We start from the raw sequence: 16,362 nt of genomic DNA, 5'->3' as shown, positions 1-16,362 counted from the left end.
ACGCTAGCTCATCGAGTCGAGCAATGCGGCGTTTTGCATATCCCAGAGCACGCTTTGATGCCACCCCAAGATTCCCGCCATTGCCAAGACGGCGAGGATCAAAATGACCCAGCGGAGCACTTTCGCGCGCGTTTCGACATGCTTTAGGACAACGGACTCCATTCGGACACGAGTCTTCTGCAATGCGGCGTCCAAGCCCTGGGTGCCAGCAAGATCCTCGAGGTACCAATAGGTCTCCCGGTCCATCAGTCCAACGTCAAAGACCTGCGCGCCTGATTTCGAGTCTTCGAGTCGGTGCTGAATGGCCTGCAAGCGGCCCGTTAGCCAACGAGAAGCCCCGTCGAACTGGAGTTCGATGGCGTCACGTAGCTGCATGGTCTTTCCGGTCCTGGGTTTAACCGCGGTTGCCGCAGTGCTGATGACACCAATGCCCTGAACGTCCCGATACAGGCGGTAGGGCCCCCAGCGATCTAGGAACCTTCGTATCGGACCGTCCAGGTACGGGAACGAGAGCTTGAATGCAATTCCAACAACAAGTGCCCCAAACCAAAGACGAATGCCCTTTTGCCGTATCCATTCGGCAAGATCAAAGAATGCGTGGGTGGACGCGCTCAGGTAAGCGCGGGGGACAGCAGGTAACGTGTCGACGATCATCGGGGCAGTGACATAGGGAAGCGCGACCATAATCACGAGCCATAACACGATCACTGCGATCAAGGAGGTCAGCAGCGTCGTGATCAGGATCCAGCGGAGCTTAGAGTTCAACCGTACAAGGCTGGCCATATCGCGCAGGCCGCTTGATAGGACCGCTTGGTCTTGGCCCTGTAACGAGACAAATTCGGCGACTTCCTTTGGGGGGAGCGTGCCGTGGAGCGTTTTCCCGATGTTGCCCGTTTCGACAATCTTGTGTGCCCAGTATGCCGAAAGGACCCCCCGGGCGCTCCGCCCATAGCGCTGGGCGTCTCCGTCAAGAATGTTCAAGATCGTGCGCTTTCCCTGGGTGTCCTCGGCTATGTCCGCCAGGTACTCATACCAGTCGGCTCGCTTTCGAGCGAACTTTCGCGCAGCTTGCCCAACTCTTGTGAGTACGAACGGCAGTTTCATTCCGGTTTCCTTTCACGTAATAGCGTCGCAAAAGCCTGGAAATGCGGCTCGATGTCCCGTGGATCGATCAGGCCTTGACTCATTTTGTAGACAGCGCAGTCCATGGTGGTCTTGCCTTCCATGTCGGGGTGGTCATATGCGGCCGTCCTGTGACCGGCGTAAATCTCCCGTAGACGTAGCTCATCGCCGCTGCTGATGGCGCGAAGCGCTTCTGGATCTGACGACGGTTCGAACATTTCAGCGACAACTGTCCGACCGGCGTATCCGAACAGCTCCGGAATTCCTTTGATTCGACATTTCTCGCAACCGTCCGGATTGCGAACTTTGATGCGACCGCTCCCGAAGTCATACAGGGTTTGGATAACGTCCAGGTAGCGGGCCCAGTCATCGCGTGATCGGCGCAATCCCAGTCTATCGGCGGCGCCTTCCAGCAGTGAATCTGCCGGCAGTGCGCAGTCGCAGGTGACCGGCATCAGTGCTTGGTGCGAGAGCAGCTTCAGAACGCCGGGCGTGCCCAAAGTGGTTCGCGGAACGCCGATTTCGCTGGAAGCAAATCGCTGCGGAATTGAGAGCGCGTGGCCAACGTGCGTCGTTGTATAGAGACTGCTTCCCGACAAGACGATGTCCTGAAACGCCGATCCGGTGAGTGAATCGCGGATTTCGCCAAGAAACACGTCGCTCGCAGCAGCCCGCTTGAGTGCCATGAGCTTGGACCGCATCGTGTCGCGGTCCGAGCCATCAAGCGATCGAGAGACACTGGCGGCCAACGCGCGCGGAATGGTCAGTTCGACGGGATCCTCGATCGTCATGACCTTGCGTGTCGCGGGCAACCGCACAATCAATTGGGCGTTGGTGACGGTTTTGCCCGATCCCGGAATGCCGCCCGTCACGATGGCGCCGCCCATGCTTTGCAGGCAGCGTTGAAATTTTGCGACGTGCGAAGGCAGGAAGCCCAGGGTTTCCATGTCCACCGGCTCAACTTTGGCGTCCATGTCCAGAATCCGCAGGGTGATGGACGGTCCCTTGTCCGCCACAAATGATCCCCAGCGCAGCATGTAAGAGCGGTCGTCCACAACTTCGTAAAGCCGACCCTGCTGCTCATTGGTCATATCGAGGAATAGCCCGCTGCCGCCGTGGACGTCCAACCAGGCGACGTTGCCCATTTCGATGAGGCGTTCGGTCGGCATCGCCAACTGTTTGGGCGTTGTGTATTGCCCATCGATCGTCACGCTTACGTGAGAGATTGCCGCCGTGGTGTCGATGTTCAAGTGCATGTCGCTCGCACCGTTACGGACGGCCCACGCGGCCAAGTCATGGAACCCGACGCGCACCGCGGAGCGTGCGCCGAGCGCTCGCGTCTTGGAAGTGCGCTGCTTAACGTCCTTGGCCTGCATGCGCTCCCGTACTAATGCAAGCAACACGACGGGGTTAACTGTGTACACGTCCACGTTGCCACGCCCTGTGGCCTCCCGAGCGCGTTGGAGAACGGCACGGAACAGGTCGGAGTCCTGTTCCCCTTGTTTGACGAAGACTACGTACCGCTCGCCTTCGAGTTCTGCCACACACGCTTTAGCGGCAGCTTCGGAACCGCACCAATCGACGCGGAGCAGCTCGAACGCGGGGCGCATGTTCTCGACGTCTTCGAAAGAGTCAAGATGGCCTTCCGGAGAATCGTCAGTTTGGATAGGCGTCAGCGACATGCTCAGGACTGGCGCCGGCTCTTCTTCGCGAAAGCCGACGCGCAACATGCGCGTTATTCGCCGAGCCCATTGGAAAACGCTGAACTTCATGGTGCCCTCTCGTCTAGGCAATAGGTGAACGTCTCTTCCTCTTGAGACAGGAACGTGGCGCAGGGAGAGGAAATCTCCAGCAGACGCAAGCCCTGGCCTGCGCCTGTGACCGGTGCTGCTTTCCCGGTCAGATAGACGGCCTGTCTGTTTTCCAGTTGCACATGCGCTGCGAGGTGGCTTCCAACGCCCACGATGGCAATTAGCCGCGCCAGGCGTCGTTTCGGCGGTGATGCTGAGGGCGCGGCTGCCTGTTCCGCATCCGCCGGAGTGATTCCTGTCACGGACGGCACTGCGAGCGGCGAGCCAGCAAAGGCAGTCTTCGACTTCTCGCGTTCAATGGCGAGCGCCTGTTTTGCGTCATGCTCCAGCAGCTCGCGCACCAGGTGGCTTGGCGGCGCAGCCGGAGCTTCAGGCGCCACGGCGAGAGTGTCGGATTGCGCCGATACGCCGGCAGGTAGGGCAATTGCCAGGGCGAGGCCCGCCAGACACAGGGCAGGCCGATTGCGCAGCGAAGTTTCACGGCGCGAGTACATAGATATCTCCTTTCAAGGTGGCCGAGAACGCGCTCGCGGCGAGTCCGGGGGCTGAGTCCGGCTGGTAACGCACATGCAACTGCGTTATCTGGGTTGTCGTCGGCAAGGCCAGGCCATAGAGCGAGCGCAGGGGTGCATTGATCACCAGTGCGCGGCTAGCGGGCAGCTTCGTGCCCGATGGCATCGGCACAGGTTCTTCCAGGCCGTTGGGCAACTTGATGTTGGGCACGAGAATCTGCACGCTCGCCGGCTTTGCCAGCGTGAAGTCTTGCAATGCGGGCCGAAGCGCTTGCCAGCTTGGTTCCCACGTTGTCTGGATCGCAGCTGCCGTCGGGAGGTCCCGCAAGGCCACAGTTGGCGCCGAGCGCCCCTTCGGAAGTGGCCATGTTGCAGTAGCAGTATCCAAATCCGGATGGACGATGCGAAACGATTCGGCCAGTGCTGCCCGCAGCGTATGGTTGTCGGCCAGACGTGTACGGCGGTATGTGGCGGTGCACGACCCCGCGCTCGGTCGGCAGTCGACTTCCGTCAACCGCCAGCGCCCGGGCTCTACTGGTACCGTCAGGATGACATTGAGAAGTTCGGTCATGCCCGCGCCGCCCTGGGTCTTTACCGACTTAGCCCAAGCGCTGATAGCGCTTTCCCATAGCGCATTGGCGTCGAAATGGGGCTGCGCCGCCTGGGCCTCTTCTTGAAGTTTTGCCTGCCGTTCGTCCCACCAAGCGGATCCGTAGTCCCATGCCTCATAGGCGACGAACGCAGCTATGAGCACCCACCATATGGGCGACACCATGAACAGCCTAAAGGACGCCCTGCGCAAAGCAGACTGTCCATTTACGTGTGCAGTGAGCTGTTGCAACGAGAACAAACGCGCTTGCGTGATGTAGTTGCTGTGGACCTGGTGTTCCCGGTAGCGCGCAGTCAGTTCTTCGACAGCGTTCTTTGCTTTTTCCTGGTCGGGGAATATCGTGTCGCCGCCCGTCTGCACCACCCCGTCGACGACCACCGCCAACCATACGGATTGGTCGGGGAGCGTGCACGCAACGATATGCGTGCCATGTCGATGCATCTGCGCAAAAGCAGAGGCGCCAGAGAAAAGCGTTGCTCTGCTCTTTGCACGCGTTTCGCTTCCTTTGGCGGCCAACAAGCCGACCGACGAACTGCGCGCATCACTTTGCACAAAGTGCGTTGCCCGTGCTTTGCGGGCGGTCTTGAGGGCAAGCTTTTCCAGGTCTTCCCCGAGGACGGTGCGCCACTTGAGCCCGAGGACAAGTTGATTCGGCGAGCCCGGTATCGCGACGAGCTTGTAGCTCGTGCGCCGAGCGACTTTCTGTCGCGTTGCCACGGTCAGAATCCTTCTTCTGGAATTGCGGTTACCAACACCACAGTCAGCAGTTGCTGCTCTTGCGAGGCGTCAGACCCGCCCATGAGCATCGGTGCCTTGTCGTCCAGACGGCGGCGGGTCGAACTGTCGGCAGACTGTTGATATCCGCCAATGACCACTTGCTCTCCGGGGCGAACCATTACCTGCTGTACGCGCCCTTGGCCACCGATGTTGGTCTGCTGCACGAACGATTGATCATCACGCGACCCCACCGGCTCTTTCTTCATTTCGATGAGTCGGGTGTCGTCGTAGGCAATCGTCAAGAGCACCTGGCCGTCGTCCTGCGCATCGGGTACGACGGTGAGGAAGGTGCCGACCGTCTTTTCGTCTTGCGTAACCGTGACCGTGGGAGCCGAGCTGTCGGACGTGCTCTGAGTTTGTTGCAGATCCTTGATGTACTGAAAGGTGTTTCGCGTGTCGTACTTCGCGGGTCGGCGGTTTTGCGAGAGAAGCGGAATGCTCTTGTGATTGACGATCGAACCGAGCTGCGAAAGCGCGCTCAGTGCGATGTTGGTGCCGGCGAATGGACCACTGCCCACCGATGCGCCCACGCTGCCGGCAGCTTTGGCCGCGTCGAGCAAGGGGCCGACGCCAATTGCCGATGCAGTGTTTTCGCGCCCAAGGCTGTTGAACAGAATCTTCCAGTCGATGCTCCCTTGGTTGAGTCGGTCGCGTTGGACCGTGATTTCTTCGAAGACGAGCCGCACGCGACGTGTCATCTGGCGGTTCTCCGCGTCAAGAAATTCGCCGATCCGGTCCTGCGCGTCCTTTGTGTCAGTGACGACGATGGTGTTGGCCGCGCCGTCCGCAGACTTGATCACGCCGGCGCGACTGAGGAATTGACTGACCTTGGTGACGACCGCCGCGAGCTCGCGGGCCTCTTCCTTGGAACTGTTGGTCGACTTGTCCGCGAGCGTCGAATTTGCCGACTTAATATCGCGCTGAAGGTTCTCTTCAGCCGCCTGGGTCGGCGTGCGCACGACGTAGCTTTTCGTCTCCGTGCGATAGAAGCGAAGCGCGCCGATTTTCTCGTCGTAGCGCCAGTAGACGCCCAACCGCAGAGCAATCGAGTCCAGTACGGTGGCGAGGGGCGCTTGGCCCGGGGGCAGGGGGGCCATCTCCGTGCGGGCAACGCCTTGGGGCAGGACGGGGCCTGCGATCCGGTCGACGGCAATCCCGGGTACAAGGGCTGGAACCAGCGTGTCCGCCGTCGCGGCAGCAAAGTTCGCACTTGCTGTAGCACCGCCTTGTTCTACCGCCAGGCGCGGAAGGAAATACTCGGCCGGCAGCAAAGCGTCGGCAGACACGTGGGTGAGGATTCCCGTTGCGAGTTGGATGCGGTCGGCAAGGGTTTTGAGGTCGGCCGCGCTGTTTTCGAACAGCAGCGTCGTGTTGACGTTAGCGCGCAGCGCCGGCGGCAGGGTGACATCGCGGGCAAGCGGTTGGGGCCGGCCTGCGATCCATGGCAGTTCGACGACCTGGCCTTTGGCCCGGTCGGTGTCGCCTGCCATGCCTTTGAAGGCGTCCATAGCGAAAGCGCCCTTTGAACCTTCGTGGTCAGCACGGGCGCTGACGCGGTCTGTCGATTGGAGCGCGGAGCAGCCAGACAGCGCTGCAAGCGTCAGTGCGGCCGCTACAGTGCGGTATGCAGTCATGGGTATTCCTGGTCAGCGCCACGGCTAGGATTGCGTGGCTGGGGATCGGTTGCAGCTGCGGGTGAAGGGCAACATGCGCAGGACGCGGTTGCCGTAGAAGCAGGGGCGGATAGGCGACTCGCCCATCGCGACCGCCTGGGACAGCGCCTGGGTGGCCTCCCGGAAGGAGGCCACCTCGAACTCGGCCGGGGCCTGTATCGGTATGTCGAAATTCAGTTCCCACTGGTCAGGCCCAAACGTCCAGTTGGCGTCGGACGCCCAGCGCACAAGCGCTTGGCGGACCGTCCCGTCCTGCGGGCTGATGCGCCAAATTTGCTTGGGAGGTTCCACGATTTCCGGTTCGGCGACCGGCTCCGTCGAAGCGACCTCCACGGTGATGACAGGGCCGGGCGCCGCCGCGACCTGCTGCGGACTTGTGCCCGCCTCAGTGGCCTGTGCCGTCGTCCCGGCAGCTGGTGCCGGCGTCGCGGTGGAGCTGGCGCCAGGGGCAGCAGCAGCTGCATTGCTAGCCATCGGCGACGTGGCGCTTGCGGGGGACGCTGGATCTCCAAGCTTGGGCGGCGCTTCCGGCACCGGGATTGGGGGAATGTCCGCCGAAGCCAGAGCTGTCGGCGATTTACCGGGTAGAACGGTGCGCGGATCCGCGTGGTTGATGAGGATTCGTCCGGAGTCCGGAGGTGTCGGAGGGGCAGGCGGAACGAATCCGCAGGCCGAAAGGAGGCAGGCCGCCGAGAACACGGCCGCCAAATGGAAAGCTTGCATTGGGAATACTCCGTAGGGAGCTTGGCGAGTTCGCCGGGAAGGGGATGGTCGCGCCTGCCAAGAAGCGATGCCGAATTGGCAGCGAACAGACGAGGCCTGGCGACAGGAGCTGCTCAGCTTGCGCTAAGGCGCGGGGCGGCTTTTGAACAGGATTGCCTCAGAGTCCTTCGCGTCCAGCCGGGGGCTCATGTACTGAGCCTTGTTGACGCCGGGGCGACACGCGGCCGTCTCCGTCGACTCTCCGTTTATATATAGAGTCCGCAATTTCAATCGCTTGCCTTCTCGCTGCCAGCGTTCACATGCCGACGACGATAGGTACATCACGACATAGGCGTCGTCATCTTCAGCAATCTTGATGCCCCAATCCAATCCGTCGGCCGAGGACCAAGTATCGCGGTCGAGGTTCTCTCGTATGAGCTGCGGAAGAGGAGGCAACGGGGGAATAGGACGACGAACCAGGTCCGCCGGACGTGGGAGGATCGTAGGCAGATCCAGTACAGGCTGCGCCAATACGGTCTGTGGCAGAAGGAAGATCGAAAGTAAGAACAGGCGGAAGGCAGCGTAAGCAGTTTTCATAGACCGAAGAGTTTTGAGGGGTTACGGGGCAGTCCAGGGCGTGATGCCTTGACGGTCCAGTTCTAGGTGAATGGCGCGGAGGTCTCCCGGGGAGGTAATCCTCCGTGTGAGCAACAGCATTTCCACCAAAAGGGGCAGTAGAGACTCGCCGGGTTGCCCCCCAACCCCGCCGTCCAGCAGGGTGAGGCGCAGTTGCGAGACGTGTTCGGCGACCTGGTCGTCGATTTCGAGCCGATCCCGCAGATACGCGGAAAGCGTCATCCCTCGTACCGCAGCGGCCTGCTCATACCGCCGCCGAGCGGCGTCGGACAGTCGAAACGTAATCGGGCGTTCAAGCAGGGAGCGCATGAAGCCGGGCCTCCTCTACGACGATGTGGCCTATGGCCTGGGCGAACGCCTGTTTGAAGGCGTCCCGCCGGATTCTTCGTTCGAGGGGCGAGTCCGTCTTGCCCTTGCAATGTTCGATAAATAGCTGGTCGCGGTACTGAGCCGGGCTCATATCCGGGGCCGCTTCGAACCAAGTACGAGCAGCCTGGCGGGCGTCGCGCGCAGTAGACGGAAATTCAAAGGACGCGAGTTGACCGCGGAACGCGATTGCGTCCGCATGGGGTATCGACCTCATATGGGAGCTTTCCTGGGGATGCGCTGTCGGTGGATTTCGACAGGGATTAATAGCTCGCTGGAGGCCGGACGGCCCGACGGAGCAGGGAAGAAGAACCGCTCTACCGCAGGGGGCAGAGCAGTTTAGTTACAGCAGCTTACGGGCAGCCCAGCGACACGAAGCCGACGCGCGGCGCGCGGCCGGGGTTGGCCTCTTGCGCGGCGGCGGTGATGGCGTCGAGAGTCGCGCTGTTGCCGTTGCTGGGGGCAGTGCCGGCGCCTTTGCCGGGCCGGGATTGTTCAATAACTTCCAATCTAATTCACCGTAGGTTCGCGCACGGGCATTCGGCGTGCGGCGGGGTCATCGTCAAAGGTTCAGGGCCAGGCCGGGGCGTCTTGGGAGGACAGGTGGCGCAGCGTTTCCGGATGAAGCATGGCGACGCGCAGCAAAGTCTGCGCGGCGCCGGAGGGGTTGCGCCGGCCTTGCTCCCAATCCTGCAAGGTGCGCACGCTCACGCCCAACAACTCCGCGAAATCCGCCTGCGGCAGGCCCACGCGATTGCGCGCTTCGCTGATATGCGACGCCTGCCACCGGACGGGCCGGGCAGGCGGTACAGCCTTCTTCATAACTCGATCACTGGGAGGGGGCGGTGCGGCGTCTATGCCCGCCGGCAGGATTCAGCCGGCGGCCGCACCAATGGGGATAGCGGGGCAGCGCGGAATTATACGGCATTGCCGTAGGCGGGGGTAGCGCGGCGTGGTGGCGCCGGTCCGGCAACGAGGGACGGACCGGCGCGCGGACAGTGATCGGGATCCGCGATTCAGGCCGCGGCGCGGCGATACAGCGCCAGCGTGCCCGCCAGTCCGATCAACATGCCGCCGCAGATCCGGTTCAGCCAGCGCAGGCCGCCCGCCCGGAAGGCGCGCACCATCTGCGCGCCCAGCGCCGCATAGGCCAGCATCGTCGCCACGTTCAGCAGCGCCAGGACGCCGGCCAGGATGGCGTATTGGGCGGGCAGGGGGGCGGCGGGGTTGATGAACTGAGGCAGAAAGGCCGACATGAACAGCAGGGCCTTTGGATTGGTCAGGGCCACGACGAAGCTGCGCAGGCCCAGCGCCAGCCCGCCCGGGCGCGCATCGTGGGCGCGTTCGGACGGCAGGGTCAGCGCCGCGTCGGACCGCAGGAGCTTCCAGCCCAGCCAGGCCAGATACACGGCGCCCACCCATTTGACGATCTGGAAGGCGACCTCGGAGGCGGCCAGCAGCACGCCCAGTCCGCAGGCCACGGCGCCGATCAGGACCAGGTCCGCCAGCACCGCGCCGCCCATGCCCCAGAAGGCGGCGCGCACGCCGTGGCGCGAACCGTTGCTCATGGCGAGCAGCACGGTCGGGCCGGGCGTGATGATGGCGACGGCAGAGGCCAGGACGAAAAGCAGTAGCGTGGCGAAGGACATGGCGGGGCTCCGGGGCAGGGAGCCAGTGTGCCGCGCGCGCCGCCGTCCGTCCAGGTCCGGGCTACCATAGCGGTCTTACTCTTTGATTTCGCACCATGTCCACCCGTCCTGACTCCCCCAATCTGGCCCCCCCGCTTTCTTCCGTTCTTCTTGCCAGCGCGGGGGTGGTGGAGGACGTGCTCGACGGCCGCTCGCTCACGGAGGCGCTGGCCGAGGTCGATGGCGCGCTGCGTCCGGCCACGCAGGCCGTGTCGTTCCATGCGATGCGCTACCTGGGCTGGGCCGACGCCGTCGGCCGCGAGATGGTGCAGCGCTATCCCAGCGTGCTGTTCGAATCCCTGCTGCTGGTGTCGCTGACGCTGCTCAAGGAAGAGGGCGATGCCGCGGCGAGCCTGCCGGGCATGCCGGTCTACGCCCCGCACACGGTCGTGGACCAGGCGGTGACCGCGGCGGCCGGCTCGCGCGCGCTGGCGTCCTTCAAGGGCATGCTCAACGCCTGCCTGCGCCGCTTCCTGCGCGAGCGCGCCGCGCTGGAGGCGTCGGTGGCCGACAGCCCCGAGGCGCAATTCAATCATCCCGGCTGGTGGGTCAAGCAACTTACCGTGGCGTATCCGAAGCAATGGCGCGAGATCCTGGCGGCGTCCAACCTGCCGGCCCCGCTGACCTTGCGGGTCAACCGCCGCCGCGCCACGCGCGAGCAGGTGCTGGCTGCCTTTGACGATGCGGGTCTGGCGGCAGAAGCCGTGGGCCAGTCGGGCGTGGTGCTTGCCACGCCCAAACCGGTGACGCAGCTGCCGGGATTTGCCGAGGGGTGGTGGTCGGTGCAGGACGCGGGCGCGCAGCTCGCGGCTGAATTGCTGGCGCCTGCCAACGGCATGCGGGTGCTGGACGCCTGCTCGGCGCCCGGCGGCAAGACGGCGCACCTGCTTGAACTCGCCGACATCGACCTGCTTGCCCTGGATACCGACGCCGACCGCCTTGGCCGCGTCGAACAGAACCTGGCGCGGCTGGGCCTGGGCGGCGGCCACGTCCGGCTGAAGGCGGCCGACGCCGCCGACCTGGACGCCTGGTGGGACGGCAAACCCTTTGACGCGGTACTGGCCGACGTGCCGTGCACGGCATCGGGCATCGTCCGGCGCCACCCCGACATCCGCTGGCTGCGCCGCGAAAACGACCTGCGCCGCACCGCCAGCCTGCAGATTCGGATTCTGGACGCGCTGTGGTCCACCGTGGCCCCCGGCGGCCGTCTGCTCTATGTGACGTGCTCGGTGTTCCCGATCGAAGGCACGCGCCAGGCCCTGGAATTCCTGCAGCGCCACCCCGACGCGATCCGCCTGGACGCGCCCGGCCAATTGCTGCCAGTTGCGGTCGATGCAACACCCGCGGCGCAACACGACGGGTTTTTCTACGCCTTGTTTGCCAAGCAGTCCTGAATCCCGAAGAATAGGGGCATGACGTAGTTCCGGTGCCGTATGTCCATTATTTCGCGCGTATTTCTTGGGTTGTTGCTGGTATCTGCCGTGCTTTTGACTGCGCCGGGGGGCGTGGCTCACGCGTCCGAGCCGCGGGTCACACGCGTCGAGCCGGCGGTGCGCGGCGGTAACCTGGAAATCGACGCAGACGTCGAATTCGAGCTTAACCAGCAGTTGCGCGACGCCGCCCAGCGCGGCGTCGCCCTGTATTTCACGGCCGACCTGACCATCACGCGCGAGCGTTGGTACTGGTTCGACAAATCGCTGGTGGACACGTCCCGCACCTGGCGGGTGGTCTATAACGCGCTGACCCGTCAGTGGCGGGCGGGCGTGGGCGAATTGTCCTTTCCGGTGGCCTCGCTGGACGACGCCATGAGCGTCATCCGGCATATCCGCAATTGGCAGGTCGCGGATGCCGCCGAGTTTGACGTGGGCGTTCAATATGAAGGGCAGGTGCGCCTGAGGCTGGATACGTCGTTGTTGCCCCGGCCGTTTCAGGTCAACGCCCTGAACAGCAGTTCGTGGGCGCAGGCGACGCCGTGGATGGACTTCTCGTTCATGCTGGGCGACAAGGAGAAAGATCCCTCATGAGGCTTTTGCTTCGGCTGGCGCTGATGGTCGGCGCCGTGAGCGGCCTGGCGCTGCTGGGCCTCTTGGCCTGGTCCACTGGAAACGCCTCGCGTTTTGCGCGCTACTACGACACGCTGCTGGTCCTGAACGGCATTTTCGCGCTGGCGCTCTTTATCTGGGTGGTGGCGCTGACGGTGCGGCTGGCCCGGCAGATCCGGCGCCGGCAGTTCGGCGCGCGGCTCACCGCCCGCTTTTCCCTGGCGTTCGCCCTGATCGGCGTGGTGCCCGGCGCGCTCATCTACACCGTGTCGGTGCAGTTCATGTCGCGCTCGATCGAATCCTGGTTCAACGTGCGCGTGGACACGGCGCTGGAAGCCGGCTTGAACCTGGGCCGTGCCGCGCTGGACTCGCTGCTGGCCGACCTGGACGCGCGGGCCCGCTCGATGGCCGTGGAACTGAACCGCAGCACCGACAGCGGCGTGACGCTGGCGCTGACCCGGCTGCGGGAGGCCAACGGCGTGCAGGAAGCCATGGTGTTCACGGGCAGCGGCCGCATGGTGGCGTTTTCGACCAGCCAGTACGGCCAGCTTCTGCCGGCCATGCCGCCCTCTACGGTAATGAACCAGTTGCGGCTGGCGCGCGGCTATTCCGCCGCCGAAGCCGACGACCCCGTCACGCCGGGCGCCGAAGGCGGCCTGCATCTGCGGGTGGTGATCCCCCTGACCGGCCCGGACCGCTACGACAACCTGCTGGGTCCGGCCTCCGAGCCGCGCTGGTTGCAATTGCTGCAGCCGGTGCCCGAACAGATCGCGCACAACGCCAACCTCGTGCAGCAAGGTTTTCGCGATTACCAGGAATTGGCGCTGTCGCGCCTGGGCCTGCGCAAGCTCTACGGCATCACGCTGACGCTGGCCCTTCTGCTGGCGGCGTTCGGCGCCATTGCGGTCGCGCTGTCCCTGTCCAAGCGCCTGGTGCGCCCGCTGCTCAGCCTGGCGGGCGGCACGCAGGCGGTGGGCGTGGGCGACTACCGGCCCCTGCCGGAGCCGCCGGAACGTGACGAAGTCGGCCAGCTCACGCGGTCGTTCAATGCCATGACCCGCCAGCTCGACGAGGCGCGCCGCATGGTCGAAAGCAACCGCCAGCAGCTTGAACGCTCCAATGTCTATCTGGAAAGCGTGCTGTCCAACCTGTCTTCCGGCGTGCTGGTGTTCGACGAATCGTTCCGCGTCACCACCGTCAACCAGGGCGCTCAGACCATCCTGGGCGCGGACCTGCGCTCGGTCATCGGCCGCCCGCTGGAGACCGCCGACGGCATGCTGGAATTTGCGAATATCGTGCGCCAGGCGTTTTCGACGCACGCGGCGGTCGGCTCCGAACGCCAGCACTGGCAGCAGCAGTTCGAAATTGCGCCCGCCCAGGCCGAAGGCGAAACCGCATCCCAGCCGCTGACCCTGCTGGCGCGGGGCACGCACCTGCGGGTGGACGGGCGCGGCAACGGCTATCTGGTGGTGTTCGACGACATCACCGAAGTCATTTCCGCCAACCGGACGGTGGCGTGGGGCGAGGTGGCGCGCCGCCTGGCCCACGAAATCAAGAATCCGCTGACCCCGATCCAGCTCTCGGCCGAGCGCCTGGCCATGAAGCTGGAAGGCAAGTTGCCGCCCGCCGAGGCGCAGATCGTGGCGCGCTCCACCAACACGATCGTGAATCAGGTGGCGTCGCTCAAGCAGATGGTGGACGACTTCCGCGAGTACGCGCGCACGCCGCCGGCCGTCATGCAGCGCATCAATTTCAACGCGCTGGTGGCGGACGTGCTGACGCTCTATGGCTGGGAGCCGGAGGGCGCCTCGCCGCGCCTGACGGAAAAGGCCTTGAATCTTGACGTCAGCCTGGGCGCCGACCTGCCCGACATCGAGGGCGATCCGACCCAGCTTCGGCAGGTGATCCACAACCTGCTTTCCAATGCGCGCGACGCGATCGCGGAACTGGGCGGGCAGGGCCGCGTCAGCGTGACGACCCAGCTCATGCGCAGCGAACAGCCCGATCGCGTGGCGCATCAGGCGCTGCGTTTCACGGTGGCGGACACCGGTCCGGGCTTCCCGCCGCAGGTCATGCAGCGCGCATTTGAGCCCTACGTAACCACAAAGTCCCACGGGACTGGGTTAGGATTGGCAATCGTCCGCAAGATCGTGGAAGAGCATGGCGGACGTATCGACCTTGCCAACCGCAAGGAAGGAGGGGCGCGGATTTCCATCCTGTTGACCCGGCTCGCGCCCGGGTCCGACACTATGGACGCCACCGCGCAAGAAAAGGATAATGCGGCTACGCAATAGGTGGATGCTTTATGGCCAGAATTCTGGTGGTTGACGACGAAGTCGGTATACGCGAGCTCTTGTCGGAAATCCTTTACGACGAGGGACACACGGTCGAGCTGGCCGAAAACGCGGCGCAAGCGCGCGCTGCTCGTCTTCGCATGCGTCCCGATCTGGTGTTGCTGGATATATGGATGCCCGACACCGACGGTGTCAGCCTGCTCAAGGAGTGGGGCTCGCAGGGCTTGCTGGACATGCCGGTCATCATGATGAGCGGCCATGCCACCATCGACACGGCGGTGGAAGCCACGCGCATCGGCGCCATGGATTTCCTCGAAAAACCCATCACGCTGCAGCGTTTGCTCAAGACCGTTGCCGCGGGCCTGGCGCGCGGCCGCGTGCCGCATGCGGCGCCTGCCGCCGCCAATCCGGCTGCCGCCAGCCCGGTCGTGGCACTGGAAGACGAACTGGATCCGCCCGCCGCGCTGGCCGCCGTGTCCGCCAGCGATGCGCCGGCCACGTCCAATGGCCAGCTTGGCAGCATCTCGCTGGACCAGCCGCTGCGCGAGGCGCGCGACGAGTTCGAGCGCATCTACTTTGAATACCACCTGGTCAGGGAAAGCCACAGCATGACGCGCGTGTCCGAACGGACCGGGCTGGAGCGCACCCACCTCTACCGCAAGCTCAAGCAATTGGGCATCGAGTCCGCGCGCAAGCGCAGCACATGAAGATCCTGATCATGGGCGCTGGTCGCGTAGGCACCAGCGTGGCGGAAAACCTGGTGTCCGAGCAAAACGACATCACGGTCATCGATTCCGACCCCGCCCAGTTGCAGTACCTGCAAGAGCACTTTGACCTGCGTGTCGTCCTGGGTGACGGCTCGCAGGTTTCCGTTTTGGAAAACGCCGGCGCTGCCGACACCGATCTGTTCATCGCCTGTGCGGCGTCCGACTCCGCCAACATGGTCGCGTGCAAGATCGCGCGCCAGCTGTTCAACATCCCGCGCCGCATCGCCCGCATCCGCTCCGCTGAATTTCCCGAGCATCCGGAACTCATGAGCGAAGAAGGCTTCTGCATCGACGCGCTCATCAGCCCCGAACGCAGCGTCACCACATACCTGCAAAGCCTCATCGAGTTCCCCGAGGCCCTGCAGGTCGTGGAATTCGCCGAAGGCCGCGTCAGCGTCGTGACCGTCCGGGTGGGACATGGCAGCCCGATGGCGCATTCTTCCGTGGATAAGCTGCGAGACGTCTGGCCGGACGTCAAGGCGCGCGTCATCGACGTGCTGCGCGGCGGCCGTCCCCTGCGGGCGGGCAGCGGCACCGTCATCGCGCCGGGCGACGAAGTCGTGCTGGTCGTCGATTCCGACCACGCGCGGCGCGCCGTGCGCAAGCTGCGCGACGCCGAGCGCGCGGTGCGCCGCGTCATGATCGCGGGCGGCGGCAACATCGGCCTGCGGCTCGCGCGCCAGCTTGCCGCGGAAAAGTACAGCGTCCGCATCATCGAGCACGACCTGAAGCGCTGCGAATACCTGGCGACCCAGCTCCCGGACAGCGTGCTGGTCCTGCACGGCAGCGGCACCGACGAGGCGCTGCTCGAGCGCGAAAACATCGAGGACATGGACACCTGGCTGGCCCTCACCAGCGACGACGAGGACAACATCATGTCCTCGCTGCTGGCCAAGCGGCTGGGCGCGCGCAAGGTGATCGCGCTGATCAACCGCCACGCGTATGGCGAACTCATGCAGGGCAGCCACATCGACATCGCCGTGTCGCCGTCTCAGGCCACCATGAGCGAACTGCTGCGCCACGTGCGCCGCGGCGACGTGGTGGCCGTGCACCGGCTGCGCCAGGGCGTGGCCGAGGCCCTTGAGGCCATCGCCCACGGCGACCGTTCCACGTCCAAGGTGGTGGGCCGCGCGGTGGGCAAGATCAGCCTGCCCAAGGGCGCCAGCATTGGCGCGCTGGTGCGCGGCGAAGAAATCATCCTGCCGGACGCCGACACCGTGATCGAAACCGACGACCACGTCATCGTCTTCGTGCCCTCGCGCCAGCAGATGCCGCGCGTGGAAAAGCTGTTCCAGGTTTCGGCGTCCTTTTTCTGATGCGCCGCGCTCTCCGCCCCTTGCGTGGGCCGCGCGCGGCCGGATA

16 protein-coding genes are annotated in these 16,362 nt (G+C 64.3%); 6 read left to right on the top strand and 10 right to left on the bottom strand.

The genetic code is table 11. The features are described from left to right. Positions 1–3: 3 nt before the first annotated feature. The 7 genes from ASD71_RS03815 to ASD71_RS03780 form a co-directional block, all read right to left on the bottom strand. The gene (locus ASD71_RS03815) at positions 4–1,104 is read right to left on the bottom strand and encodes a hypothetical protein (RefSeq protein WP_056560008.1); all 1,101 of its coding nucleotides are present in this window, start codon (positions 1,102–1,104) and stop codon (positions 4–6) included. After that, positions 1,101–2,894, bottom strand: a complete 1,794-nt coding sequence (locus tag ASD71_RS03810; RefSeq protein WP_056560006.1) for an ATPase, T2SS/T4P/T4SS family — start codon at positions 2,892–2,894, stop codon at positions 1,101–1,103. Before ASD71_RS03810 ends, ASD71_RS03815 begins: the two co-directional genes overlap by 4 nt. After that, complete coding sequence (locus tag ASD71_RS03805; RefSeq protein WP_056560004.1) at positions 2,891–3,427, bottom strand: hypothetical protein; 537 nt, start codon at positions 3,425–3,427, stop codon at positions 2,891–2,893. Before ASD71_RS03805 ends, ASD71_RS03810 begins: the two co-directional genes overlap by 4 nt. Next, complete coding sequence (locus ASD71_RS03800) at positions 3,411–4,772, bottom strand: hypothetical protein (RefSeq protein WP_056560002.1); 1,362 nt, start codon at positions 4,770–4,772, stop codon at positions 3,411–3,413. The genes ASD71_RS03805 and ASD71_RS03800 overlap by 17 nt, the downstream gene beginning before the upstream one ends. A 2-nt stretch (positions 4,773–4,774) precedes the next feature. Continuing rightward, on the bottom strand, positions 4,775–6,466 hold the full coding sequence (locus tag ASD71_RS03795) for a type II secretion system protein GspD (protein ID WP_082578773.1): 1,692 nt from the start codon (positions 6,464–6,466) through the stop codon (positions 4,775–4,777). Positions 6,467–6,490: 24 nt separating this feature from the next. Then, the gene (locus ASD71_RS28130; protein ID WP_162253542.1) at positions 6,491–6,796 is read right to left on the bottom strand and encodes a TcpQ domain-containing protein; all 306 of its coding nucleotides are present in this window, start codon (positions 6,794–6,796) and stop codon (positions 6,491–6,493) included. A gap of 1,029 nt (positions 6,797–7,825) precedes the next feature. Next, positions 7,826–8,152 carry a hypothetical protein gene (locus tag ASD71_RS03780; protein WP_056559994.1) on the bottom strand — a complete coding sequence of 109 codons (327 nt, stop codon included), beginning with the start codon at positions 8,150–8,152 and terminating at the stop codon, positions 7,826–7,828. Between ASD71_RS03780 and ASD71_RS28485 the strand changes: the two genes are divergently transcribed. After that, a complete protein-coding gene (locus ASD71_RS28485) occupies positions 8,151–8,276 on the top strand; it encodes a hypothetical protein (protein WP_255357160.1) in 126 nt (41 codons plus the stop codon). The genes ASD71_RS03780 and ASD71_RS28485 overlap by 2 nt on opposite strands. 286 nt (positions 8,277–8,562) lie before the next feature. On the opposite strand, the gene ASD71_RS27890 is transcribed toward ASD71_RS28485, so the two are convergent. The 3 genes from ASD71_RS27890 to ASD71_RS03765 form a co-directional block, all read right to left on the bottom strand. Further along, on the bottom strand, positions 8,563–8,718 hold the full coding sequence (locus tag ASD71_RS27890) for a hypothetical protein (protein ID WP_235512016.1): 156 nt from the start codon (positions 8,716–8,718) through the stop codon (positions 8,563–8,565). Positions 8,719–8,779: 61 nt separating this feature from the next. After that, on the bottom strand, positions 8,780–9,031 hold the full coding sequence (locus ASD71_RS03770) for a DNA-binding transcriptional regulator (RefSeq protein WP_056559990.1): 252 nt from the start codon (positions 9,029–9,031) through the stop codon (positions 8,780–8,782). Between the two features lie 194 nt (positions 9,032–9,225). Continuing rightward, positions 9,226–9,858 (bottom strand): LysE family translocator, encoded by a 633-nt coding sequence (locus ASD71_RS03765; protein WP_056559988.1) that lies wholly within the window; start codon positions 9,856–9,858, stop codon positions 9,226–9,228. Between the two features lie 95 nt (positions 9,859–9,953). Between ASD71_RS03765 and rsmB the strand changes: the two genes are divergently transcribed. The 5 genes from rsmB to trkA are packed head-to-tail and all read left to right on the top strand — an operon-like array spanning position 9,954 to position 16,316. Next, positions 9,954–11,291: a 16S rRNA (cytosine(967)-C(5))-methyltransferase RsmB gene (gene rsmB, locus ASD71_RS03760; protein ID WP_056559986.1), complete on the top strand. Its 1,338-nt coding sequence runs from the start codon at positions 9,954–9,956 to the stop codon at positions 11,289–11,291. A 39-nt stretch (positions 11,292–11,330) separates the two neighbouring features. Beyond that, positions 11,331–11,921, top strand: coding sequence for a DUF4390 domain-containing protein (locus ASD71_RS03755; RefSeq protein WP_082578771.1), 591 nt, complete (start codon positions 11,331–11,333; stop codon positions 11,919–11,921). Continuing rightward, complete coding sequence (locus tag ASD71_RS03750) at positions 11,918–14,233, top strand: ATP-binding protein (protein WP_056559984.1); 2,316 nt, start codon at positions 11,918–11,920, stop codon at positions 14,231–14,233. Before ASD71_RS03755 ends, ASD71_RS03750 begins: the two co-directional genes overlap by 4 nt. Before the next feature lie 11 nt (positions 14,234–14,244). Continuing rightward, a complete protein-coding gene (locus ASD71_RS03745; RefSeq protein WP_056559982.1) occupies positions 14,245–14,940 on the top strand; it encodes a response regulator in 696 nt (231 codons plus the stop codon). Continuing rightward, positions 14,937–16,316 (top strand): Trk system potassium transporter TrkA, encoded by a 1,380-nt coding sequence (gene trkA / locus ASD71_RS03740; protein WP_056559980.1) that lies wholly within the window; start codon positions 14,937–14,939, stop codon positions 16,314–16,316. The genes ASD71_RS03745 and trkA overlap by 4 nt, the downstream gene beginning before the upstream one ends. The last annotated feature ends 46 nt before the right edge of the window (positions 16,317–16,362 follow it).

Origin of the sequence: Achromobacter sp. Root565 (assembly GCF_001427425.1) — a bacterium.
Lineage (GTDB): Bacteria > Pseudomonadota > Gammaproteobacteria > Burkholderiales > Burkholderiaceae_B > Achromobacter > Achromobacter spanius_D.
Note: the sequence above shows the minus strand (reverse complement) of the source record. Positions and strands in the feature narration are given on the sequence as shown.